Source organism: Planctomycetota bacterium, from assembly GCA_016872555.1.
Lineage (GTDB): Bacteria > Planctomycetota > Planctomycetia > Pirellulales > UBA1268 > F1-20-MAGs016.
Window position 1 is genome coordinate 48,953 of sequence record VGZO01000011.1, and the last position, 23,607, is coordinate 72,559.

16 protein-coding genes are annotated in these 23,607 nt (G+C 72.5%); 9 read left to right on the forward strand and 7 right to left on the reverse strand.

Annotated elements, in window-relative coordinates; translation table 11 throughout:
• Positions 1–52: 52 nt before the first annotated feature.
• From FJ309_05630 to FJ309_05640, 3 genes are all read left to right on the forward strand, one after another.
• Positions 53–1,258 carry a phosphoglycerate kinase gene (locus tag FJ309_05630; protein ID MBM3954081.1) on the forward strand — a complete coding sequence of 402 codons (1,206 nt, stop codon included), beginning with the start codon at positions 53–55 and terminating at the stop codon, positions 1,256–1,258.
• Between the two features lie 388 nt (positions 1,259–1,646).
• Positions 1,647–2,753 (forward strand): sialidase, encoded by a 1,107-nt coding sequence (locus FJ309_05635; GenBank protein ID MBM3954082.1) that lies wholly within the window; start codon positions 1,647–1,649, stop codon positions 2,751–2,753.
• Positions 2,750–4,072 carry a DUF3748 domain-containing protein gene (locus FJ309_05640; protein ID MBM3954083.1) on the forward strand — a complete coding sequence of 441 codons (1,323 nt, stop codon included), beginning with the start codon at positions 2,750–2,752 and terminating at the stop codon, positions 4,070–4,072. Before FJ309_05635 ends, FJ309_05640 begins: the two co-directional genes overlap by 4 nt.
• Before the next feature lie 32 nt (positions 4,073–4,104).
• Here FJ309_05640 and FJ309_05645 read toward each other — a convergent pair whose 3' ends face one another.
• Positions 4,105–7,455 (reverse strand): c-type cytochrome, encoded by a 3,351-nt coding sequence (locus FJ309_05645; GenBank protein ID MBM3954084.1) that lies wholly within the window; start codon positions 7,453–7,455, stop codon positions 4,105–4,107.
• 44 nt (positions 7,456–7,499) lie between these two features.
• Complete coding sequence (locus FJ309_05650) at positions 7,500–10,637, reverse strand: vitamin B12-dependent ribonucleotide reductase (protein ID MBM3954085.1); 3,138 nt, start codon at positions 10,635–10,637, stop codon at positions 7,500–7,502.
• Positions 10,638–11,349: 712 nt separating this feature from the next.
• On the opposite strand from FJ309_05650, the gene FJ309_05655 reads away from it, so the two are divergent.
• The 3 genes from FJ309_05655 (at position 11,350) to FJ309_05665 (ending at position 14,433) form a co-directional block, all read left to right on the forward strand.
• Positions 11,350–11,877 (forward strand): type 1 glutamine amidotransferase, encoded by a 528-nt coding sequence (locus tag FJ309_05655; protein MBM3954086.1) that lies wholly within the window; start codon positions 11,350–11,352, stop codon positions 11,875–11,877.
• 185 nt (positions 11,878–12,062) lie between these two features.
• Positions 12,063–12,587: a transcriptional repressor gene (locus tag FJ309_05660; protein ID MBM3954087.1), complete on the forward strand. Its 525-nt coding sequence runs from the start codon at positions 12,063–12,065 to the stop codon at positions 12,585–12,587.
• A gap of 1 nt (position 12,588) precedes the next feature.
• A complete protein-coding gene (locus FJ309_05665) occupies positions 12,589–14,433 on the forward strand; it encodes a hypothetical protein (protein MBM3954088.1) in 1,845 nt (614 codons plus the stop codon).
• Positions 14,434–14,438: 5 nt separating this feature from the next.
• Here FJ309_05665 and FJ309_05670 read toward each other — a convergent pair whose 3' ends face one another.
• Both FJ309_05670 and FJ309_05675 read right to left on the reverse strand, forming a co-directional pair.
• Positions 14,439–15,491, reverse strand: a complete 1,053-nt coding sequence (locus FJ309_05670; GenBank protein ID MBM3954089.1) for a hypothetical protein — start codon at positions 15,489–15,491, stop codon at positions 14,439–14,441.
• A gap of 60 nt (positions 15,492–15,551) precedes the next feature.
• Complete coding sequence (locus FJ309_05675; protein ID MBM3954090.1) at positions 15,552–16,544, reverse strand: hypothetical protein; 993 nt, start codon at positions 16,542–16,544, stop codon at positions 15,552–15,554.
• Positions 16,545–16,582: 38 nt separating this feature from the next.
• On the opposite strand from FJ309_05675, the gene FJ309_05680 reads away from it, so the two are divergent.
• Positions 16,583–17,845, forward strand: a complete 1,263-nt coding sequence (locus FJ309_05680; GenBank protein ID MBM3954091.1) for a biotin--[acetyl-CoA-carboxylase] ligase — start codon at positions 16,583–16,585, stop codon at positions 17,843–17,845.
• On the opposite strand, the gene FJ309_05685 is transcribed toward FJ309_05680, so the two are convergent.
• Positions 17,802–18,899, reverse strand: coding sequence for a hypothetical protein (locus FJ309_05685; GenBank protein ID MBM3954092.1), 1,098 nt, complete (start codon positions 18,897–18,899; stop codon positions 17,802–17,804). The two genes, FJ309_05680 and FJ309_05685, sit on opposite strands and share 44 nt — an antisense overlap.
• 628 nt (positions 18,900–19,527) lie before the next feature.
• The gene (locus FJ309_05690; GenBank protein MBM3954093.1) at positions 19,528–20,748 is read right to left on the reverse strand and encodes a myo-inositol-1-phosphate synthase; all 1,221 of its coding nucleotides are present in this window, start codon (positions 20,746–20,748) and stop codon (positions 19,528–19,530) included.
• A 138-nt stretch (positions 20,749–20,886) separates the two neighbouring features.
• Between FJ309_05690 and FJ309_05695 the strand changes: the two genes are divergently transcribed.
• A complete protein-coding gene (locus tag FJ309_05695) occupies positions 20,887–22,095 on the forward strand; it encodes a pyridoxal phosphate-dependent aminotransferase (protein MBM3954094.1) in 1,209 nt (402 codons plus the stop codon).
• A gap of 25 nt (positions 22,096–22,120) precedes the next feature.
• Here FJ309_05695 and FJ309_05700 read toward each other — a convergent pair whose 3' ends face one another.
• The gene (locus FJ309_05700) at positions 22,121–22,786 is read right to left on the reverse strand and encodes a DUF1080 domain-containing protein (protein ID MBM3954095.1); all 666 of its coding nucleotides are present in this window, start codon (positions 22,784–22,786) and stop codon (positions 22,121–22,123) included.
• Positions 22,787–22,848: 62 nt separating this feature from the next.
• On the opposite strand from FJ309_05700, the gene FJ309_05705 reads away from it, so the two are divergent.
• On the forward strand, positions 22,849–23,544 hold the full coding sequence (locus FJ309_05705; GenBank protein ID MBM3954096.1) for a hypothetical protein: 696 nt from the start codon (positions 22,849–22,851) through the stop codon (positions 23,542–23,544).
• Positions 23,545–23,607: the final 63 nt, after the last annotated feature.

Sequence of the window (23,607 nt, forward strand, 5' to 3'; positions counted from 1 at the left end):
GGGCGGCGCCGGTTTGAATAGCCCCCCCGTTCTCCCCTCACAGGACCCAGCCATGGCCAAGAAGACCGTCGCCGACATCGACCCGCGTGGCAAGGCGGTGCTCGTGCGCGTCGATTTCAACGTGCCCCAGGACGATGCCGGCGCGATCACCGACGACCGGCGGATCCGGATGGCGCTGCCGACGATCCGCTCGATCCTCGATCGGGGTGGCAAGGCGATCCTCATGAGCCACCTCGGCCGCCCTACGGGCAAAGGTCCGGAGCCCGAGTTCTCGCTCGCGCCGGTGGCGGCGCGGCTCGGCGAGTTGCTCGGCCGGCCGGTAGTCCTCGCCGCCGACACCGGCGGTCCCGACTCGGTCGCCAAGGCCAAGGCGCTGCGGCCGGGAGAGGTGCTCCTCCTGGAGAACGTCCGGTTCAACAAAGGGGAAAAGAAGGGTGACGACGCCGCCTACGTCGCCGGCGTGGCGGGGCTCGCCGATGCCTACGTCAACGACGCCTTCGGCACCTGCCATCGCACCGAGGCGAGCATGCACGCCGTGCCGGTGGCGATGAAACAGGCAGGTCGACCGGCGGTCGTCGGGTTCCTCGTGGAAAAGGAGGTCCGCTACCTCGCCGACGCGATCGCCCACCCGAAGCGCCCGTTCGTGGCGATCCTCGGCGGCAAGAAGGTCTCCGACAAGATCGCGGTGATCACCAACCTCCTCCACGTCTGCGACCACGTCCTCATCGGCGGAGCGATGGCCTACACGTTCTCGCTCGCCGAGGGAGGTGCCGTCGGCAAGTCGCTCGTCGAGCCCGACAGGCTCGAGCTGGCCAAGCAGTTGCTCGCCACGGCGGCCGGCAAGCTCGTCCTCCCCGTCGACACGCACTGCGCCGACGACTTTTCATCGGCGGCCGCGAAGCGGATCGTGCCCGCCGGGAAGATCCCCGACGGCTTCGAGGGCCTCGACATCGGGCCGGAGACGGCGCGGAAGTACGCCGCGATTATCGCCGCTGCCGGGACGGTCGTCTGGAACGGCCCGATGGGGGTCTTCGAGATGCCGCCGTTCGACGCCGGGACCCGGGCCGTGGCCGACGCCGTCGCCGCCGCCACGGCGCAGGGAGCCGTGACGATCATCGGCGGCGGCGACTCGGCGGCGGCCGTCGAGCAGCTCGGCTATGCCGACCGCGTCAGTCACATCTCCACCGGTGGCGGGGCGTCGCTGGAGATGCTCGAGGGCAAGGCGTTCGCGACGGTGGCCGTCCTCGACGACGCCTGACGGCATCGGGAAAAACAACGGGGGCCGTGACGACGCATGGTCGCCACGGCCCCTCGGTGAACTGATGCGCTGTCTGCGAACGGGGAGAGCACTGCGAGACTGACGCGGATCAGGGACGGCCGGAGCCTGTCCCGGTCGGGGATCCTGGTCAACGCGGTTTGGTTTGGCACCTCCGTCGGGACGCGATCTGTTCGCTGGCGCCGGCTCGCACCGGCGGCGGCGTGACCGGGCCGTGGCGTTACCACGGGCCACGGACAGAAACAGCTTCGGCGCGCCGGTCCGGACGGCTCCACATCCGTGTCGGCGGCGCGGTACAACCCGAACCAACCGTCCGCACCGCGCGGTGCGGCCGCTGCACCGGCGAGAACCTGAACCGGAGGCCGTGTCGATGGTCCCGAGTCCTACCGTCCCGCGCCCTCGCCCCACCGGGTGCCGTCCGCTCGTGCCGGCAGCGCTGATCACCGCCCTTGCCCTCGCGGTGCCCGATGCCGGCGCCGACACCCCCGCCGTCGATCCGGGGCTCGGCGCGGCGGCGGTGCGGCTGCGCGAGTTCGTCTGCCCGCGCGGCTCCCCGACGCGTTCCTGCCACGCCAGCACGATCGAGGTGGCGGCCGACGGCACACTCGTTGCTTCCTGGTTCGGTGGCAGCGACGAGGGAGAGCCGGACGTCGGCATCTGGGTGTCGCGGCGCGGGGCAGCGGGCTGGAGCGTGCCGACGCGCGTCATCGACGGCACGCAGCGGGACGGCACGCGCCACCCGTGCTGGAATCCCGTCCTCTTCCAGTCGCCGGGCGGACCGCTGCTGCTCTACGCCAAGGTCGGGCCGTCGCCGAGCACGTGGTGGGGGGTGGTCTGCGAGAGCACCGACGGCGGCCGCTCGTGGGGGGCGCTGCGGCGCCTCGGCGACGGGATCGTCGGTCCGGTGAAGAACAAGCCGGTGGTCCTCGCCGACGGCGTCGTGCTCGCCGGCAGTTCGAGTGAGGACGACGGCTGGCGCGTCCACTTCGAGCGCTCGACCGACGGCGGGAGGAGCTTCACGCGCCTCCCCGCGGTCAATGACGGCCGCGCGGTGATGGCGATCCAGCCGAGCATCCTCCTCCTCGGCGGCGGCAGGCTGCTGGCCCTGGGACGGACGCGGAGCGGCAAGCTGTTCGAGGTCGAATCGGGCGATGCCGGGAGGAGTTGGTCGGCGCTCGGCCTCGGGACGATTCTCAATCCCAGTTCCGGGACCGACGCGGTTTCGCTCGCCGACGGCCGCCACCTGCTGGTCTGCAACCCCGTCGCCGCGGGGCGAACGCCGCTGGTGGTGGCGGAGAGCGGTGACGGCCGGGCGTGGCGCGACGTCGTGGCGCTGGAGACGTTTCCCGGGGAGTACTCCTACCCGGCGATCATCCAGGCGCCCGACGGGCTCGTGCACGTCACCTACACCTTCCTCCGCGAGGCGATCGTCCACGTCGTCATCGACCCGGCCGCACTCGGCAAGGACGCGCCGTGAACGGCCGGCCGCGGCAGGTCACCGCCGCGCCGCACGGCCATGTCCTCACCAACGCCGCCGTCTGGTCTGCCGACTCGCGCTGGATCGTGTACGACGTCCGCAGCGATCCTGCCGGGAGCCGGTTCGATGGCACCGCGATCGAACGCGTCGATGCCGACACCGGCCGGGTCGAGCGCCTGTACACAGCGACGGGCGGCGCGTGCTGCGGCGTCGTCACCGCCAGCCCCGTCGACGACCGCGTGGTGTTCATCCACGGTCCTGAGCGCCCCACCCCGGACTGGGCGTATGGCCCGGCGCGGCGGCAGGGGGTGGTGGTGCGTGGCGCCGCACCGGGCCGGGCAGAAGCGCTCGACGCCCGCGACCTGGTGCCGCCGTTCACCCCGGGCGCCCTCCGCGGCGGCACGCACGTCCATGTCTTCTCCCCCGACGGTGCCCTGGTGAGCTTCACCTACGAGGATGCCGTGCTTCCCGAGCGGCCGCCACCGGGTGGCGAGGGGAACCTCCGGGGGGTCGGTGTCGCCGTCTGCGGCCGGCCGGTGACGGTGCCGCGGACGCACGCGCGCAACCACGACGGCAGCGCGTGGAGCGTGCTGGTGACGACGCTCGCCGACGTGCCGCGACCGGGCAGCGACGAGATCTCGCGCGCCTACGAAGAAGCCTGGGTGGGAAGCCGTGGCTACCGGCGCGCCGACGGCTCGTGGCAGCGCTACGCACTGGCCTTCCAGGGGCAGGTGCGCTCGGCGGCCGGTGAGCCGTTCGCCGAGGCGTTTCTCGTCGACCTGCCCGACGATCCGGCGGCGTGGACCGCGCCCGGTGCGGGGCCGCTGGCGGGAACGCCGACGACGCGTCCCGCGCCTCCCCGCGGCGTGGTCCAGCGCCGGCTGACGTTCACCACCGACCGCCGCCATCCCGGGATCCAGGGACCGCGCCATTGGCTGCGGTCGAGCCCCGACGGCGAGCGGATCGGCCTGCTCATGAAGGACGATGCGGGAATCGACCAGCTGTGGACGGTGTCGCCGCGGGGGGAGCTCACCCAGCTCAGCCGCTCCCCGGCGCCGATCGCCAGCGCCTTCAGCTGGAGCCCTTCCGGTGCCGCCGTCGCCTGTATCGTCGACGGCAGCGTGTGCCTCGTGGACGCGGCCGACGGCCGGGTCCGCGGGCTCACCGAACCGATCCGGGGCACCAGCGCGCCGCGCCCCGAGGCCTGTGTCTTCTCCCCCGACGGCAGGCGGATCGCCTTCGTCCGGACCGTCCCCACGCCACTCCCTGGCGGCGCGCGCCGCGACTGCAACCAGATCTTCGTGGTCGACGTCGGTTAGCAGCCCGTGGGCACGATGGCCCGCGGCGCCGATCACCCGGCCATCAGGTAGGCGATCAGGTCGCGGACCTCGTCGTCGGTGAGGCCGTCGAGGAGCCCCTCGGGCATCAGCGACACGCCGGCGTCGCGCAGCTCCTCGATCTCGTCGGCCGGCAACGTCTCGCGCCCGGCCGCGGTGCGGAGGACGACCGCGTCGGCAGTCCGCCGTTCGAGGAGGCCGGCGACGACACGCCCGTCGTCGAGGATGGCTTGACGGAGGCGGTAGTCGGGTGAGACGACCGCCGATGGGGTGACGACGTTGGCCAGCAGGTAGTCGAGATCGTGGCGGCCCGCCCCGGTGAGGTCGGGGCCGAGCGCTTCCCCGTCGCCGTGGAGCCGGTGGCAGGTCGCGCACAGCCGTTCCCACAGCCGCCGCCCCGCAGCGGAGTCGGCGGCGGCCAGCACCGCGGGCGTGAGCCGGGCGCGGCGGGTGTCGATCGAGACGCGGCCGCTCGCGGAAGGGCGCGCGGCGACTGCCGCTTCGAGCCGCCGCGCGAGCGCCCCGTCGCGGAGGGCGCGCACCTGGCGGACGACGTCGGGCCCGACGTCGGCGGCGGCGATCCGCCCCGTCTCCACGGCACTGGCAAGCGCAGCGGCCCACTCGCGCCGTGACACCAGCGCCATCAGGGCGCCAGCGCGGGTCACGGGGTCGAGCCGGGCATACTCGGCCACGATCCGCTCCGCCCCCGCTGGTTCGCCGGCCACGGCCAGACCGCGGAGGGCCGCCGCCCCGAGCCCCGGGACCGTGAGCACCGCCGCGCTGGTGGCCGAAAGCCCCGCGCCGCGGCTGTCGGTGAGTGCCGCGAGCGCCGCCGCGCGCCGTGCGGCGGGCAACGAGTCGTCGAGGACAAGCCGGCCGAGCCGCCCATCGGCGCCGGGCAGGCCGAACAGCGCCTCGAGGGCGGCGACATTCTCGCCGATCGGCACGGCCAGGGGCTCGTCGGCGTCCGCCGCTGCCGCGACGGCAGCGGCGTGGAAGCGCTCCCACCCCGCCGGCGGGAGGGCGCGGCGCCTCCCCGTCCACCCGGCCCGCAGGCCGGTAAGGCAATCGTCGATCCCGGCTGGTCCTTCGTCGGCTGCGGCGGCGAGAAGCGCGCTGAGTGTCGCGGCAGCATCGCCGCCGGTCGCCCGGCGGACGATGTCGCGGCGCAGCCCAGGCCAATGGGCCCGGTCCGCCCACGGCACCGCGGCGGCCTTCCAGACGGCGACCGCGCCGCCCGGGTCTGCGGGGATCGCGGGCAGCAATCCGAACCAGACCATCGCCCCGAGATCGTGATGGTCGGCCCCTGGCCCGTGGAAAAAGTGATCGGCCGCTGGATGCGGCCGACGGCGCCCCGGGAAACCCTCGGCGTTTCCCGCGGTCGCTTGAGTGGACAAAGGCCACGGAGGGCTTTGTCCACCGACAGCCAGCGCCCGCCCGGGAGGCGCGTCGTCTACCGTGGCCGGGGCGGCTCCGGCGGCCGAGTCTTCGACATGGTCGACCAGCGCCGCCGCCAGCGGCGCCCGGGCACGGGGAGGAAGGCGCTGGAGCACCGTGGCGAGGGCGAGGCGGACCTCGGGGTCACGTTCGGCCGCGGCGTGATGCACCAGTCGTTCGACCGCCACCGCTGCCGGCGCGGCCGTGCGCGGCGGCTGCTCACCGGTCGCGAAGTCGAGCGGCCATGCATCGCTGAGGAGGCGGATCGCCCACACGCGGATCGCCGGCTCGGCATCGTCGAGAAGCGGCAGGAGGCGCCCGGTGGCAAGCGCGCCTGTCGCCCACAGGCCCCACAGGCCGCGGAGCCGCAGCGTCGTCGTCGCCCCGTCGTCGAGGAGGCGCTCCAGGGCCGCCCGCGCGGTGGCCGGCAGCGGCCGGTCGGGTGTCGCCGCGCGCCTGTCGGCGAGGAGCCGGAGAGCCATCCGGGCCTGCCAGCGGTCGGCCATGAGGAGGCCGACGAGATCGTCGGTCGACAGCGTCGCCAGATCGCGGAGCGGAGCGCGGACGGCGCCGGGGACGGCGAGGCAAAACACCCGGCCGCTGGTGCGGTGGACGCCGGTCGCCTCGTGGCATTCCCCGGTGTCGCTCCAGTCGAGGATCGCGAGGGCCCGGTGCGGGAGCTCGACGATGTCGATCCCGCGGAAAAACGGATCGCCGAACAGTGCCAGATCCGCCTCGTGGCGACCGACGATCCCCTGCGGCGTGTGGTCGAGCCGGTCGACGTTGATCCGGCGGCCATGGAGATTGAGCGTCAGGAGCCGGCCGCGCAGGTCGTCGGGCCAGCCCGGTTCGTCGGGCACCACCACGCAGCCGGCGTGGGCGTGGCCGCCGCCATGGGCATCGGCCCGGCCGTCGCGCGATTCGGTCCAGTGGCGCGAGGCGTCGAAGTGCTCGTGGTCGGCGTGCGGCGGGAGCGGGTCGGTCACGAACGGATGCGGCTCGACGGTGTGCGATCGGGCGTAGTGCGCTCCGGGGAGGAGACGCCACAGGTGGCCGTTGACGGTGTTGACGAAAAACCCCTCGCCACGGTCGTCCCAGTCGTGGCCCCAGGGGTTGGTGGTGCCGTGGCAGACCGCTTCGAACACCTTCCGCTCCGGATGGTAGCGCCACATTCCACCACGCAGGGGGACACGGGCCGCGGCAGCGACGCCCGGCGGCCCGATCGCGCCGGGTGAGCTCGCCCCGCAGCGGCCGTACAGCCAGCCATCGGGCCCCCACGACAAGCCGTTGGCGAACGTGTGGTGGCTGCCCTCCGACACCGTGAACCCGTCGAGGACGGTTTCGGCCCGGTCGGCGCGGGCGCTGGCGTCCGTGGGGGATGGATCGGCTGGCCAACCGTCGGGAGGCCGGTCGCCGGCGGGGATGAACAGCAGCCGCGGCGGGCAGAGGAGCCACAGGCCGCCGCGCCCCACGGTGAGGCCCGTCAGGCCGACGAGGCCGTCGACGAGCACGGCGTGGTGTTCCGCCACGCCGTCGCCGTCGGCATCCTCGACGAGCGTGACACGGTCCCGCCAGCGCGTGTCGGTCCGCAGCGGCCGTTCGGCGTAGGTCAGGTTCTCGGCGACCAGCAGCCGCCCGGCCGCATCGACGGTCGCGGCGATCGGGTTGACGATCACCGGCTCACTGGCCAGGAGCGTGATCTCCATCGCGACGCGCGTCGCGACCGCGGCCCGGGCTGTTTCCGCCGGCAGCGGGTCGCCGGCGCGCTCGCTGTTGATCGTCGCGGCGCCATCCGGCGTGGCTGCGCGCACGGGATCGACCGTCCCCGGCCGGTGGCCCGATGCCACGCCGCAGGCGAGCAGCACCACGGCGCGGACTGCCGCACGCCGCCGCGCTGCACGCCGTGAAGAAACGTCGAGGACGACCATGCGGTGGGATCCCGCAGCACGGGATCCCACCGCTCCTGAGCGGCTCAGGAGCAGCCCATGCTGTTGCCGCAATTATGGCAGAGGTAGCAGTTGCCGTTCCGGACGGTGATCGCACCGCAGCCGTCGCAGACCGGCGCGTCGATCTGGAACGTGGCGAACTGACTCTGCCGGTCGACCGGGCTGGCGTTGGGGTCGATCCGCAACGCTGCCCCGGCCCGCTCGAGGACCGCTGCCTGAGCGGCGCCGTTGGAGGCGGTCCGCGCCGACGCGTGCACCGCTGCCGTGCCGTTGGGGCTCGCCGCCTGTGCTTTGGCGGCGTCGCTGCCGCGGGGCATCGGCCCCTTCGCCGCGTCCCGTCCCTCCCCCTTCCCGGCTTCGACCTTGACGGCCGCACGGGACGTTCCTTGTCCACCGGCCAGCCCGCGCGCCATCATGGCGGCGGGCGTGCGCTCTGCCTCGGCGTCCTCCGTACCGGCGGATGATTCACCCCCACCCCCCGAACCGTGGCCCGCTCCGGGCGTGTGGATCCCCGGCCGGTTCGCCTCGCGGTACCCGGGGATGAACTCGTTGCCGAGCCAGCGGAACAGATAGTCCACGAGGCTCTTGGCCACCGGGATGTCGGGGTTCTTCGTGTAGCCCCAGGGCTCGAAGCGGGTGTGGGAGAACTTGCGGACGTACACCTCCAGCGGCACGCCGTACTGCAGGCTCATCGACACCGAGGTGCCGAAGGCGTCCATCAGGCCGCCGATCGTGCTCCCCTCCTTGGCCATCGTGATGAACAGTTCGCCGGGGCGGCCGTCGTCGTACAGGCCGACGGTGATGTAGCCCTCGTGGCCGCCGACGTTGAACTTGTGGGTGATGCTGCGCCGGGTGTCGGGGAGCCGCTCGCGGCGCGGAGTGGCTTTCGCCGCCGCCTTGTCGGCTGCCTTGTCCCCCTCGGTGCTCGTCGACAGCGGCTGGCTCTCCTTGGAGCCGTCGCGGTAGATCGCCAGCGCCTTCAGCCCCAGCCGCCAGCCCTCCATGTAGGCCCCGGCAATGTCGGCCGGGGTGGTCTCGCGCGGCATGTTGACCGTCTTCGAGATCGCCCCCGAGATGAACGGCTGGGCGGCCGCCATCATCTTCACGTGGGCCTGCCAAGCGATGCTCCGCACGCCGAGCCGCGGCTTGAAGGCGCAGTCGAAGACGGCCAGGTGCCGCTCCTCGAGCCCCGGCGCCCCCTCGATCGTGTCCTGCTTGTCGACGAAGGCGAGGATCGCCTCGATCGCGCGCTCATCGTAGCCCAGCGTCCGCAGCGCCAGCGGCACGGTCTGGTTGACGATCTTCAGCATCCCGCCGCCGGCGAGCTGCTTGTATTTCACCAGGGCGATGTCGGGCTCGATCCCGGTGGTGTCGCAGTCCATCAGGAAGCTGATCGTGCCGGTCGGCGCCAGGACCGTCGCCTGGGCGTTGCGGTAGCCGTGCTCCTGGCCGTGGGCGACGACGTCGTCCCAGATCCGCCGAGCGGCGTCGCGCAGCTCGGCGGGGCAGGCCGGATCGATCGCGTCGACCGCCGTGCGGTGCATCCGCATCACGTTGTTCATCGGTTCGCGGTTGGCCGCGAACCCCTCGAACGGGCCGACGGCCGCCGCCAGCTCGGCGCTGGTGCGGTTGGCGGCGCCGTGGAGGATCGCGGTCAACGCCCCGCACAGCCCGCGGCCGGCGGCGCTGTCGTAGGCCAGGCCGTTGGCCATCAGCAGGCTGCCGAGGTTGGAGTAGCCGAGTCCGAGCGGGCGGAACAGATGGCTGTTGCGCGCGATCCGCTTGGTCGGATAGCTGGCATGGTCGACGAGGATCTCCTGGGCGACGAAGAAGATCCGGCAGGCGGCGGCGAAGCGCTCGACGTCGAACGAGCCGTCGGCCCGGCGGAACTTCATCAGGTTGATGCTCGCCAGGTTGCAGGCGGTGTCGTCGAGGAACATGTACTCGCTGCACGGGTTGCTGGCGTTGATCCGCCCCGAGTTGGGGCAGGTGTGCCAGCGATTGATCGTGGTGTCGTACTGGACGCCCGGATCGCCGCACTTCCAGGCGCACTCGGCCATCCGGCCCAGCAGGGCGCGCGCCTTGTGGTGTGGCCCGGCCTTCGACGGGTCGGTCACCCAGCGCGTCGTCCAGGTGTCGTCGCGGTCGACCGCCTCCATGAAGTCGTCGGTGACGCGGACGGACAGGTTGGCGTTCTGGAACAGGATCGAGCTGTAGGCCTCACCGTTGAAGTTGGCGTCGTAGCCCCCCTTCTCGATGAGGATCCGCGCCTTCTTCTCCTCCTTCGCCTTGCACTCGATGAACTCCATGATGTCGGGATGGTTGATCTTCAGCGACTGCATCTTCGCTGCCCGGCGCGTCTTGCCGCCGCTCTTCACCACCGCGGCCACCTGGTCGTAGACGCGCATGAACGACAGCGGACCCGAGGGCTTGCCGCCGCCGGCGAGCTTCTCGCGCTGGCTGCGGAGCGTCGACAGGTCGGTGCCGGTGCCGGAGCCGAACTTGAAGAGCATCGCCTCGCTCCGCGCGAGCTCCATGATGTCTTCCATGTTGTCCTGGACGCTCTGGATGAAGCAGGCGCTCCCCTGCGGATACTCGTACGGGTTTTGCGGCTGGACGACGTCGCGCGTCGCCTCGTCCCACCGCCAATTGCAGGGGGCTCCGCTGACGCCGTATTGGTGGAACAGGCCGACGTTGAACCAGACCGGGGAGTTGAAGGCGCCGTGCTGGTGGACGCACAGCCAGGCGAGATCACGGTAGAAGTTCTCGCCGTCCTGGCGCGACTGGAAATAGCCGTCGGCGATTCCCCAGTCGGCGATCGTGCGGGCGACACGGTGGACGAGTTGCTTGACCGACTTCTCGCGCTGCGGGGTGTGGATCTCCCCGTAGAAGTACTTGCTGACGACGACGTTGGTCGCCAGCTGGCTCCACGCGGCCGGGACCTCGCAGCCGGTCTGCTCGAAGAGGACCTTGCCGTCCTCCCCCTTGATCGCGGCAGTCCGGAGATCCCACTCGGTGGTGTCGAACGGCGAGCCGACGTCAGTGGGGCAGAACGTCGCCGGCACCGCGAGCGGGCGACGCGCCGGCCGGCCCGACGGGCCGGTCTGGGAGCCCGTGCGGCCCGGGGCGGTGGCGGCTCCGGCGGTGGATTCGAAAGAGGTCATCGGCGGTCCTCCGGTCAGGCAAACGTGTCCACACCAACAAGTATACTACAGTATAGTTCCCGTGCCGCCGGCTCCCGGGTCGTCGGGGCGGGAATCTCCGGTGCCGGCCGGTGGCTCGGGCCGGAGATGGCTGGGCTCCATCCCCCCGGCTCAGGTGGTTCCGACAGGCTCCCCCCCGACCGGTTCCCGAGCGATCCGGTCGGCAGTCGGGAGCCAAGTTCGCGCTGCCCGGGACTCCCCCCGGCCACCACGGCATGTCAGGGGCGCAAAGACAGCGAAAAAGCAGATCCATCTGCATGCTATCGCAAGATCTGGTAGACGAGAGCTCGCGGACCACTTCATATGGTCCTCACGGAGCCGGGGCGTGAATGTAGCCACTGGTCGGGGGGAGTCAAGCCGCATTCGGCCAACCTTGTCCCGACGGTCGTAAGTCCGCTGGTTCCTTGGTTTTTGTGGGTGTTCTCCAGCCCTGGTTGCACCGCCGTGACCGACCAGCTTTCGGTGGGGGATCGCGACGGCGAGCGGCATGCCGGTCTGGCGGCGGACGCCACTGCCAAGCGTTCGCTCGCCAGCCGAGCGAACGCCGCGAACAATGCCCGGCGAGGGGCCGCGGGTTTCCCACCGGCCGAGCACGCGTGCATGAACGATCCGCAACACGACGAGGTGGCCGGTGAACGACACGATCGGGGTTGGTATCGGCTCCGGCCTGCGGATCCTGGTGATCGTCGGCCAGGACTACGAGGATCTCGAGCTGTGGTATCCGAAGCTGCGGCTCGAGGAGGCCGGAGCGCACGTCACCGTCGCCGGTCCGGTAGGTGGGCAGGTGTACTCCGGGAAGCATGGCTATCCCTGCCGCGCCGATGCGGCCCTCGCCGAGATGGAGAGCGCCGATTTCCACGGCGTCGTGATCCCCGGCGGCTGGATGCCCGACGCCCTGCGCCGTGACGGCAAGGTTCTCGACCTCGTCCGCAGCTTCGCTGCCGAGGGCAAACTCGTGGCGGCGATCTGCCACGGGGGTTGGATCCCGATCTCGGCCGGTGTGTACCGCGGCGTGCGGGTGACCGGCAGCCCCGGCATCCGTGACGATCTGGTCAACGCCGGAGCACGGTGGAGCGACGAGCCGGTCGTGATCGACGGCAATCATGTCACCAGTCGCCGGCCGGGTGACCTGCCGGCGTTCTGCCGGGGGATCCTCGCGGTGCTCGCGCAACGGGCTGCCGGCGGTCCCCGGACGGCGTGACGGGCACCGGCACCGCCGCTGGCCGGCACGCGGTCCGTGAGGGGCCGCGGTCGGCTCCGCGCGCGTCGCCCCGGCCGATCGGGGGATCCGGCCCCGGCGTGGTGGTTTCGAACGGGGCACGCGGACGACCGGGGGCCGCGTGTTCGGTGTCGGTCGGTGCGGCGGCCGTGGTACCATCCGGAGGTATGCCATCCGACCCCGCCATCTCCGTCGACGCGCTCAAGAAGACGATCCGAGCCCTCGGCCTGCGCTGCACGGCGGCCCGGCTGGCGGTGCTCCAGCACCTGATCGCCGCCACCGGTCCCGAAACGCACGCCGAGGTCTCACAAGCCCTGGTGGACACAGGCTTCGACCGGGCGACGATCTACCGCAACCTCACCGAGCTGACCGAGGCGGGTCTCGTGTCACGGATCGAGTTGGGGGATCATGTGTGGCGGTTCGAGATTCGCAAGGTCGGCCGCGACGGCACCCGGTCGATCAGCCACCCGCATTTCGTCTGCACCTCCTGCGGGGAGGTGTCGTGCCTCGACGACGTCGACGTCGCGATCACCCCCAAGCCGCCGGTTCGGCCGGCCGAACCGAAGCCCGCGCCCGCACGGCCGGGGCGGCCGCGCGCGGCCGCGGAGCGGATCACCGAGCCACCGGAGAAGCCGGCGATCCACACCGTCACCGACGTGCTCCTCAAGGGGCGCTGCGGGAACTGTGGGTGACGTGGCCCGTCTGGCGGGCTCATGGTTTCGGGCCTGTAGCCGGCTGATCGCGATCGTCCTCGGTCTGGCCGGAGCAGGCGTGGTCCCCTCCGCTCCGGCCGCTCCCCCGGCCGCCGTCGCGGCGGGGCTCGACGAGCAGGCCACGATCCTGCGCGGCCGCGCCGACGCTCTCGGAATCCGTGGCATCCTCCGCCTGGCACTCGAGGCGGCCGGGGCGGGCCACGATGCGGCGATCGTCGACGACGCGCTGTTCTGCGCGCGGTCGATGCAGGATCGGGACCCCGCCAGTCAGTGGGTAGGGAACTTCCGCTGGCGACTCGGCGACGAGCGGGTGATCGACGAAAACGCGGTCGAGTTCGCGGTGCAGCTGCTCTCGCTGATCGCGCTCGACCACCGTGCGCGACTCACGCCGGAGTCGCTGCGGCGACTCGACGAGCTCCTCGCCGACGCCCTCCCCGCGCTCCGCCGACACCGCGTGCCCCTCGGCCAGACCAACATCGCCCTGACCAGGATCTGGAACCTCCTCGCCCTCGGCCTCCTCGGCGACGCGGAGGCCCGGCGCGAAGGTGAGGAAGCCTGGCACTCCTGGCTCGACTTCACCCGCGCCCGCGGCATCACCGAAGCGCTCTGCCCGACCTACTATGGTGTCGACCTCGACGCCCTCGGCCTGATCGCGACCCGCGCCCAAGCAGACGTGGTGCGCGGGGAGGCACGGCAGGTCCTGGCGTACCTCTGGACGTCGATCGCCGCTCATTGGTACGCGCCGAGCGGCCGCCTCTCCGGGCCCCACGCGCGCGACACCGACTGGTTGTTCGGCCGTGGGCTACTCGACGAGCATGCCGCCGCCGCCGGGTGGATCCCGTTTCCGGAGGCGGGCGACGCCACCGAGTGGCTGCCCGGGAGCCGCCATGCCGGGCTGACGGTGTTCCGCACGGCCTGCCAACGGCCGCCGCCCCCTGTCGTCGATCGGTCACGGTGCAGCCGCGTGCCCCGGTTCGTCGTCGAACGCCACGGCACGCACCCCTGGCAGCGGTCCACCGACCACGTCGGCCGACTGGGCAGTATCGGCATCGCCGGCGAGACCCGCGGCGCCGAGGACAAGGCGCTGGTCGTCAACCTCGGCGGCGGCGCGACGACGGTCAACGTGACGCTGGTCTACGACGGCCACGGCGATCCCTACGGCCGGCGCCGCGACGTCGGCGCCGACGGCCACCGCAAGGCGCGCCATCTGCGGCCATTTCTCGTCAGCTCCCAGGACGGCCCGCGCGTGACGGCCGCCTGGCACCTCGATCCCGCCGATCCGGTGCACCGCCTCGAGGGAACGGAGCGGTCGGTCGCCGCCCACCTGCTCGTGCCGGCCGACGCCACGGTCTGGGACGAGGCCGGGCCGTGTGCCAGCGGGGCCGTGCTGCCGGCCGACGCGGTCGCGTTCGTCGAGCGTGAGGGAACCGTGCTCGCACTGCGCTCGGTCGTGCCCACCGCGACGGAACGCTCTCCGGCACGGTGGCGGCTGGTCGACGACGGCGCACGCCATGGCGCGCGGCGCCTCTCGGCGGAGCCGGCGGGGGGTGGCGGGCTGGCGGCGCTGCTGGTGATCCTCGACCTCGAACTGTGCGAGGGGCTCGGTGCTGCCGGCTTCGCCGCCTTGCGGAGGGAGTTCGCGGCGCGGGGGGTGACCGCCGAGCGATCCGCCGACCGTCTGGCGGTGCGCGGCAGCCTGCCGCTCGAGGCCGATCTCGTCGCCCGCCGGCCGCTCGCCTTCCGGCCGCTGCTGGCCGAGGGCGCCCTGCTCTTGCTCGACGGCGCCGAGGTCGGCCGGCCGCTGCTCGCGCCGGCGACCCCGTGAGCGGCTCAGTACCAGAGGCCGACGCGTACCAGGAAGGTGTCGTCGGGACGGTAGTCGGCGGTGTCGGTGACGTAGTACTCGACCAGCCGGCCGGTGACCCAGCCGGTCTCGACGCGGACGCTCGCGCCGAGATCGGCGGGGCGGCGTTCCCAACCGGCCAGCAGCCGGTAGTCGTGGTACACGACGACGTCGTCGGCGCCGTCGTCGCGCCGCACCGCCCACTGGTTGCCGCCGAACTCGCCGGCGAGGTACAGCCAGTGGCTCGCCCGGGGCCGCTCGGCAATCCGCCATGCCAAGCGCGGACGGGGAAAGATGAGCTCGTAGCGCCGGTCGTCCGCCGGGGTCCAGAGCAGGCCGCCGGCGGGCAGCAGATTGACGTCGTAGCGGTCGAGGTAGATGACGCCGGCCACGACCCGCAGCTCGTCGGTCGCCTCCCAAGCGCCGAAACCATGTCCGGTGATCCGCAGCGCCTGGGCGGAGTCGTTGTGGAAGTCGCTGTACCACCCCGGTGCGACCGCCAGATCGACGCCCAGCCGCGCGCCGGCCTTGCGGAGCCAGCGCGCCTGCAGCCAGGCGTCGTACAGGCCGGCCGGCAGGCCGGGGTCGGCCGGCCCCGCCACCTCGTCGACGAACGTCGCCCCGAACCCAGGCGTGAGCAGCAGGGGGGAGTCGACGGTCGGGGCGGGCAACCCGATCGTGAGGCTCGTGTCGATCGTCGTCAGCCCGAGGCCGTCGGATCCGAGGCGCGGCAGTTCGGTGACGGTGACGATCGCCTGCTGCAGGGCCCCCGGCTTGGCCCCCGGCGGGAGCTTGCGGCCGGCCGGCGGCTCGAACTCCTGCGGCGGTTGGCCGGGTGGCGCCAGGTCGTCGGGGAGGAGCGGCTCGGTGAGGTCTTGGGGGTCGCCCAGCGCCGCCAGACGGATCCGCGAGAAGAATCCCTCGTCGACCGGCGGCAGCGGGAGGAGCGCGCCGCCCTGGGGAGCGGGGAGGAGTGCCGGTTCCTCGGCGCCGGCCGTGCCGCATGACGCCGCCAGCGCCGCCACGAGCACCAAGCGCACGCACGGCCGTCGCGGTCGCGGGAGCGGTTCGCTGCGGGACACGGCGCCCCCTACGGTGCGTCAGTAGGCGAGGCCGAGCCGGAGCATGAGTGAGTCGGGCAGGTCCTGGATCTGCGGCGGGCCGTCGACGTAGAACAACTGCCGGTAGAAGACGTAGCCGACCTCGAAGCTGCCCGCCAACCCGAGCGGCACCTTGGGGACCCACTCGGCACCCACCGAGACGCGGATGTCGTTGTAATCGAACGGCGAGATCTGTCCGGTGTCGCGCCGGAACGTCCAGGCGCCGCCGCCGTACTCGCCGGCGACGAAGCCCCACACCGAATGGCGCCCCATCTCGGTGAATTTCCGCGCCGCCTTCGGGGCGGGGAAGAAGATGTCGTAGCGGCTGTTGGCGTCGGGCACCCAGGTGAGGCCGACCGCGGGGAGGAGCTTCACCTGATTGCGGTCGAGGTACACGATCCCCGCCTTGCCCTGCATCGTCGGGGTCAGCTGGAGGGTGCCGATCGCCCGCCCCATGATGCGCCAGCTTTCCCACACCAGCACGTCCCAATTGGTGAAGATCCCGACGCGGATCCCCAGTTCGGCGCCGAACAGCGGCGTGAACTGCGGGTTCCAGGCGGCGTCGAGAAACACGTCGTAGGTGCTCGGCGGCAGGTCGGCGAGCATCGTCGGGGTCGTCTCCGGGCCGTTCCACAACTGTAGCCCGAAGCCCGGGGTCACCAGCAGCGGGGCGTGATTGAGGTTGGCCTGCGAGTGGTAGAAGAACGGCAGGGCGAACGTCGCGGTGGTGTCGAATTCGTTGATGCCGACGCTCGTCCCGTTGCCGTCGCCGAAGATGTAGGCCCAGCTGCCGCGCACCCCTTGGTAGAGGCGCATCGTCTGCTGCATCGTGGGGTTCTGCGTCGACATGCCCTGGGGAAAGAGCGACGCCGGGGTGTTGCCCGTGCCCTGTGTCGGTACGAGCGACGGCGCGCCGGGCTGCCAACCGGGATAGCCCGGCTGTCCGCCGAGGGCCGACGGCGCCGACATCCCCGTGGCGGGGGCGGCTGGCATCCACTGCCCGGCCTGCGGCGCGTAGGGATCCCAACTGGATGGGGGTGGAGCGAGCGGCGCGCCGAACGTGGGGTTCTGCGCGATCCGGTCGAGCGACGACGGGGCCGGCGCCGGCAACGGGACCGTCTGCGCGACCCCGTCGGCGGCGCCTGCGAGGGCGGCCAGGACGAGGAACGGAAACGGACCTCTTCTCCGCACGGTGGGCTCCGCCGGTGGCGTGTCGACGCGCCGCGCCGGCTCGTGGCAGCGGCGCGGAAAGGGAGTCAATCCTGGCGGGGGTACCGCGCGGTCGGCGCGCCGGTCAAGGCCGGGACGACCGGGGGCGGTCGAGGGGGCCTGCCCATCCTGCCCCGGCTCGCTGGCCACCGCGGCGTGCCGGTGGACGGTGCCCTGCCGGTCCGCCGACAATCGCCTGCGGTTCACCGGACGTGGCCGTGCCGGTCGTCGCACGCCGTGCGATCGACCGATCGCCGTGGGTGGAAAAGAGCATGACGTCCGCCGCCGTCGATCCGATCGACTCCCCGGCCCTCCGCGCCCTTCTCGGCGGTGGCGCTGTCGAGCACCTCGGCGTCACGGCGTCGACGATGCAGCGGGCGCGGGAGCTGGCGGCTCTTCCGGCCGCCCTGCTCCCGGCGGTCGTGGTCGCCGATCGGCAGACGGCGGGGCGCGGGCGACAGGGGGCGGCATGGTGGCAGGCGCCCGGCAGCCTGACGACCAGCATCGTCGTCGATGCCCGTGACCTCGGCGGCGCGGAACCGGCGGCGTGGTGGAGCCTGGCGGCGGCGGTGGCGCTGGCCGCCGCGCTCGAAGACCTCGCGCCCCGTGTCGTGCCACGCGTCCGCTGGCCCAACGACCTGTTCGTCGACGGGCGGAAGCTCGCCGGGATCCTCGTCGAACGTGTCGGCGAGCGCCGCGCCGTGTTCGGCATCGGCGTCAACACCACCGGCAGCGCCGCTGCCGCCCCGCCGGCCCTCCGCGACCGCGTCGCCACCTGGCCCGACCTCACCGGCGCGATCCTGCCGCGGCAGGCACTGCTGGTCGCCTTGCTCCCGCGGCTGATCGGAGTGGTGCGGGAATGTGCGGCGCGGCCGGGTCGCCTGGTCGAGCTGTACAGGCCGCGCTGCGGGCTGGCGGGGAGCGACCTCACCGTCTACCAGGGGCCCCGGGCCCTCTCCGGACGGTGCCTGGGGATCGATGCCGACGGGGCGCTGGTCCTCGACACCGCAGCCGGACGGCTCCACCTCGCGAGCGCCAGCCTCACTCCCCCGCAGGCCGTGTGGCGCGGCGACGGGGCCTCCTGAGGGCGACGACGCACACCTCGCGGCCGCCACTGGCCAGCTGGCGGACGCGCGGCGCGTAGCCCCAGCCGCGGATCGTCGCCAACCACCCGTCGAGGCCGGCGGCGCGGCCCCATTCCGGCAGCTTGAGCGTGGCGATGATCCCCCGGGCGCGGACACCACGGGCGGTGGCGATCCGGCCGAGCGCTTCCAGCGTGCTCGTCGGGTCGATGTTCATGTCGGTCACGATCCAGTCGAAGCCGACGAGCTCGCGGAGGCGGACGTCTCGGGCGCGCTTCCGCCAGTGGGTGAAGCCGGGATGCCCTGCCACGCGCGGGTCGACGAGCGCCGGATCGATGCCCACCACGCCGAGCCCGGCGGCGAGGAGCCGCTGGCTCGCCCCGCCCGGTGCCGCTCCCAGCTCCACCGCGCGCTGGCCCGGCTCCAGGTCGACGGCGAACGCCGTCAGCGCCTCGTCGAGCTTGAGCCAGGCGCGCGACACCATGTCGGCGGGCGCCGTCACCGGGATCACGCCTCCGGGATGCCGGCCGGGCACGCTGCCGGCACGGTGCCAGCCGACCCACCAGCGGCGCTCGTCGTCGATCACGACGTCGACCACCGGCGCGCCCTCGGGGGCAGTGCCGGGTGTCAGCCCCGGGATCGCCGCCACCAGCGCCGCCTCGGCCCGTGCCACTGCCGCGTCGGGAGGGTCCGCCGTCTCCCGCGACGGCCGCGGGTCGCGCTGCCAGACATGGAGGTGACTGGCGGAGGCGGCCACCGGCAACGCGGCGACCGCGGCGGCCAGGGTCGCGGTGTCGGCTCCGGTGACCTGACCATGGCAATGGACGAGCGCTCGGGCGAAGGCGCAGGCTGCCAGCCGCCCCGCCGAAGGGTCGTCGGGTACGCGCGTCGCCGGGGGCAGCCGGATCGTGACCACACCGCGGCGCCAGGCGCCGGGGCGTGCGCCGGGGAGGAGGGCGAGGAGCCGGTCGCGGAGCACCTCTTCGGCGCCGCCGTGACACGTGGCGAGGAGAAACTCGCCACCCGGGAGGGGCGCTGTGGAGGGGTCGGCGGCCATCCCGTCGATCCTAGTCTGTCCGTGGACGAAGCCATCGATGCCCGTCGTCCACGGGGGCGACCGCGGGAAACGCCGCAGGTTCCCCAGGTCGCGTCCGGGGGCCGGCCGCGTTGCTTGCGGTCCCCCACCCACGCTGCCGTGATGCCGCCGGCGGGAAAAAAATCAGGCCGGCCCGGGCGCCCAAGGGCCCGGGCCGGCCTTTCTCGTCTGGTCGTTCGCAGGTCCCGGCAGTGGTGTCAGGGAAGCCGCAGCGGTGAGGGAAATCCCGTCACCCCTCCTGCTTCCCGGCAGCCGCCGGGAGAAGGACTACTTGTGGCCCTTCTTCTTCTTGGCGACCTTCTTCTTGGCCGCCTTCTTCTTCTTGGCCATGGGTATGGCTCCTTGCCACGAGCGCCCGCGCACAACCACGACCGATCCCTCGGGCACTCTCTCGAAGGGATCGGTCGACGTCTCCATCCGTGATCGACTCGTGACCGCGACGGGTCACGTGCACGAGTTGTGATTGATGCCGCGGAAATCTGTCAAGAGAAGTCGGCGAAAAAAATCGTCGACCGGCGCGCCGCGCCGCACCGTGGCAGGTGGTCGAGCGCCGTCACCGCGCCGCGCGATCGCTCTGGATGACGGGTGGTCAGCAGGTGCCGCGATGACGCGCGGCGAGGTCGCGCGCCCAGCCGTCGAGCAGCGCGAACTGGGCCGCGAACGACTGCTCCTCGACCCCGAGCGGGCTCTTGAAGAAGCAGGCCAACCAGGGGAGCACGCCCCGTTCGCCGGCGCGGTGCGCGCGGTCGACGAGCCGGACCAGATCGATCACCAGCGGCGCGGCGAGGATCGAGTCACAGCCCTGCCAGGTGAACTGGAGCGTCATCGGAGTGCCGAGAAAGCCGCGGAAGTGGACATGGTCCCAGGCCGTTTTCCAATCGCCGAGGCTCCTGATGTACTCGATCGAGACATGGGTCTGGGGGGCGTAGCCGAGGATCGCGGCGAGGAGATGGTCCTTGCTGCGGATCTTCGTCGCCTTGTTGCGCGGGTCGTCGAGGACCTTGCCGTCCATGTTGCCGAAGATGTTGTGGCCGACCCAGCTCATCACCTCGAGGTGACGGGCGGCGAACATCGGTGCGAGGACGCTCTTGAGGAGCGTCTCGCCGGTCTTGCCGTCGCAGCCGGCCGTCGCCACCCCATGCCGGGCCGCCCGCGCCTGGAGGACGGGGGGCGTGGCCCCCGTGGACGGCGTGAAATTGACGTACGACGCCCCGGCCGCGAACGCCGCCAGGGCGTACAGACTGCTCGGCGGCAGGGGGCAGCCGGCCGCGTCGTCGAGCGATCGCTCGAGGGCCGCGTCGTCGTCGGGGAGCGGCCGTGACGGAGCCGGTTCGGTCGAGGCGACGTTGACGACGACCACGTGCCCGAGCCCCTCGGACGTGGCGAAGGCCTCGATGTCGGCGCGGAGCCGGTCGATCGCCGCGCGCGGTGTCTCCACCCGCACCACGCCCGGCTCGTCGGCGAGGCCGCGGATCGTGTCGCCGGCGGCGACGACCGTGCCCGGTCGGATCCGTGCCTCGATGGCCGCGAACGAGTCGGCGGCGGCGTCGAGGACGTCGGGGGTGATCGCGCGGCTCTCGGTCCACATCCGCCGGGCCTCGTCGCCGAGCCGCCCGGAGCGGATGTCGTGGCCACCGATCACCAGATCGGCGAAGTCGACGAGGCCGAGCGCGGAAAACGGTTCCAGCGCCGTCACCAGACCGATCGGTTCGGCCTTGCCGCGGGACAGGGCGGCCAGCCCCGTGATCACCGTCGTCGCCACGCCCCCCTTCGCTCCCACCAGCCACAGCCCGGTCCGATGGCGCGGCATGGAACGATCTGCTCGATGTCAGGAGGCGCGGAAGCGGCTGCGAACGCCGCGAGACGGAGGTATCATTTGACCGTTTTCCGCGGGCGTCAAGGCTGCATGGCGACCGGCCCACGGGCACGGCTCCACTCCACGGGCATCATGAACGCGACGACGGCGCGATCCAATCCCCTCCACACCGCACGGCGGATGGCGGCGCTCGAGCCCTCGGCGACGTTGGCGATGGCGGCGCGGGCCGCGGCACTCGCCGCCGCCGGCAAGGACGTCATCGACCTGTCGGTCGGCGAGCCCGACTTCGCCACGCCGGCACACGTCTGCCGTGCCGCCGAGGAGGCGATCCGCTCCGGGAAGACGAAATACACGCCGGCCGCGGGGATTCCGGCGCTCCGCGCCGCGGTGGCGGCCGATTTCCGGCGCCGGGCAGGGCTCGAGGTGTCGCCGGCGCAGGTCGTGGTCAGCAACGGGGCCAAGCACGCCCTCCACAACGTCTTCACGGCGCTGCTCGACGACGGCGACGAGGTCATCATCCCGGCGCCCTTTTGGGTCAGCTACGCGGAGTTGGTGAAGCTCGCCGGCGGCGTGCCCGTGATCCTCCCCACGCGGCTCGAGGACGATTTCAAGCTCGCCCCCGAGGCCCTCGCGGCGGCCCTCACGCCGGCGACGCGGATGCTCCTCCTCTGCTCGCCGAGCAATCCCACGGGGGTCGTCTACACCCCCGCCGAGCTGCGGGCACTGGCCGACGTCGCGGTGGCCGCCGATCTGGCGGTCGTCGCCGACGAGATCTACGACCAGCTCGTCTTCGACGGGCGGGAGAACGTCTCGTTTCCGACGCTCCGCCCCGGGCTGGCGGAGCGGACGGTGGTCGTCGGCGGGGTGAGCAAGACCTACTCGATGACCGGCTGGCGGATCGGCTGGACGATCGCCCCCGAACCACTGTCGCGCGCGATCGGCAACCTCCAGAGCCAGCAGACGAGCAACCCCTCGAGCATCTCCCAGCACGCGGCCGTGGCGGCGCTGACCGGCCCGCAGGACTGCATCGGGGAGATGCTCGCCGCCTTCCAGCGGCGCCGCGATCTGGTGGCCGGACGGCTGGCGCGGATGCCGGGGGTGCGGCTCCCCGACATCGGCGGAGCGTTCTACGCGTTTTTCGACATCGCCCCGCACCTCGCCGCCGGGCGCGGGATCACGACCAGCGCCGCCTGGTGCGAGCAGCTGCTCGAGCGCGAACAGGTCGCCCTCGTCGCCGGCAGCGCGTTTGGCGCCGAAGGGCACGTGCGGATGAGCTTCGCAGCCGCCGACGAGAAGCTCGTCGCCGGCCTCGACCGGATCGAACGGTTCCTCGCCGGCTGAGCGCTGCCGGCCGCCGGCCCGTGGCCTACAGCTCCCGTGCCCGGAGATCGCGGAACTCGACCTGCATCACCAACCCGGCGTGGATCTGCAGTCCGATCGGACCGGGATCCTTGTACTTCGCGTCGGTGTAGCGCGACACCTGCTGGCCGTTGAGGAACACCGTGAAGGTGTCCCCCCTGGCCTCGACGCGGATCCGGTTCCAGTCGCCGGGGCGGAGCAGCTCGCCGGCCCGCTTGGCCTGAGCCTCCTCCGGGTACTTGCCGACGTAGAACGAGCAGGTCATGTCGCGCTTCAGGCTGCGCGAGACGCCGATCTGCACCTGGACCTCGGGCTTGCGGAGCATGAAGCCGCTGTCGATCTCCCCGGTCCAACGGACCTCGCCTTCGAGGATCACGTCGCCGTAGGACTTCTCCGTGTAGAGCATCGAGCCCTTCTTGGCCTCGTCGTTGGCACCGACGAGCACGCCGTCGACGACCTTCCAGTAGGGTTCGGCAGGGGCCTTCCAGCCCGACAGGTCGCGGCCGTTGAAGATCGGCGGGAGCTCCGGCTCGGCGGCGATGCCCAGACTGGCCAGCGCGACCACGGCCGGAAGCACCAGCCAGCAACTTCGCCACGCGGCGGGCACCGTGGCCGGCCGGTGCCAGGTGGGCTCGACGGCAACACGGCCAGGCGACAGGAAGCAACCGCTCATGGGAGGATGTCCCCGGGGACTCGTGACGCCACGCACGCCATGACGCACCACGCGCGCCGAGTATAGCCGTGAGCCACCAGCCACCGTCGCGCCGCGCCGGCTTGATCCTCGCCGGGGGCCGTGGCCGGCGGCTCGCCGGGGGCGCGCCGCAGGGTAAGGCCGGCATGTCGACGGCAGGGCGCAGCTTCCTCGCCCACGTCGCCGCCGCGCTGTGGCCGGTGGTCGACGAGGTCGTGGTGGTGGCCACCGCGGACACCGTCCTGCCGACCGATGCCGGTCCGGTGACGGTGGTCCACGACGGCGCTCCCGGCGCCGGCCCGCTGGCGGCGCTGGCCGACGGGCTGGAGTGGATCGTGGCCGCCGGGCGGGCCGAGGCCGTGGTCGTCGCCGCCGTCGACATGCCGCTGCTCACCGCCGACCTGCCACGGTGGTTGCTCACCCGGCTCGCCGCGGCCGATGCCGGCGGAGAGGGCCCGTGGTGGATCGTGCCGTGGGCCGACGGGCATCCCCAGGTGCTGGCCTCGGCCTTGCGCCCCGCGCTGCTGCCGAGCCTCCGCGCCTTCCTCGCCACCGGTCGGCGCGACCTGCGCGGGTACCTCGGCATCCTCCAGGGGCTTGTCCCGCCGCGCGTGCACGTGGTGGGTGCCGCGGGTGGAGACGTGCCTCCCGCCCCGGAGGCGTTCCTCGATGTCGACGAGCCGGCCGATCTCGATCGTCTCGCCGCCGCGTGGAGGCACCGCGGCGCGGCCGGCATCTGACCTACGGGAAACCGGCGGTCGACTCCTATACTCCGCACCGTATGGAGCCGCTCGAGCAGGGAA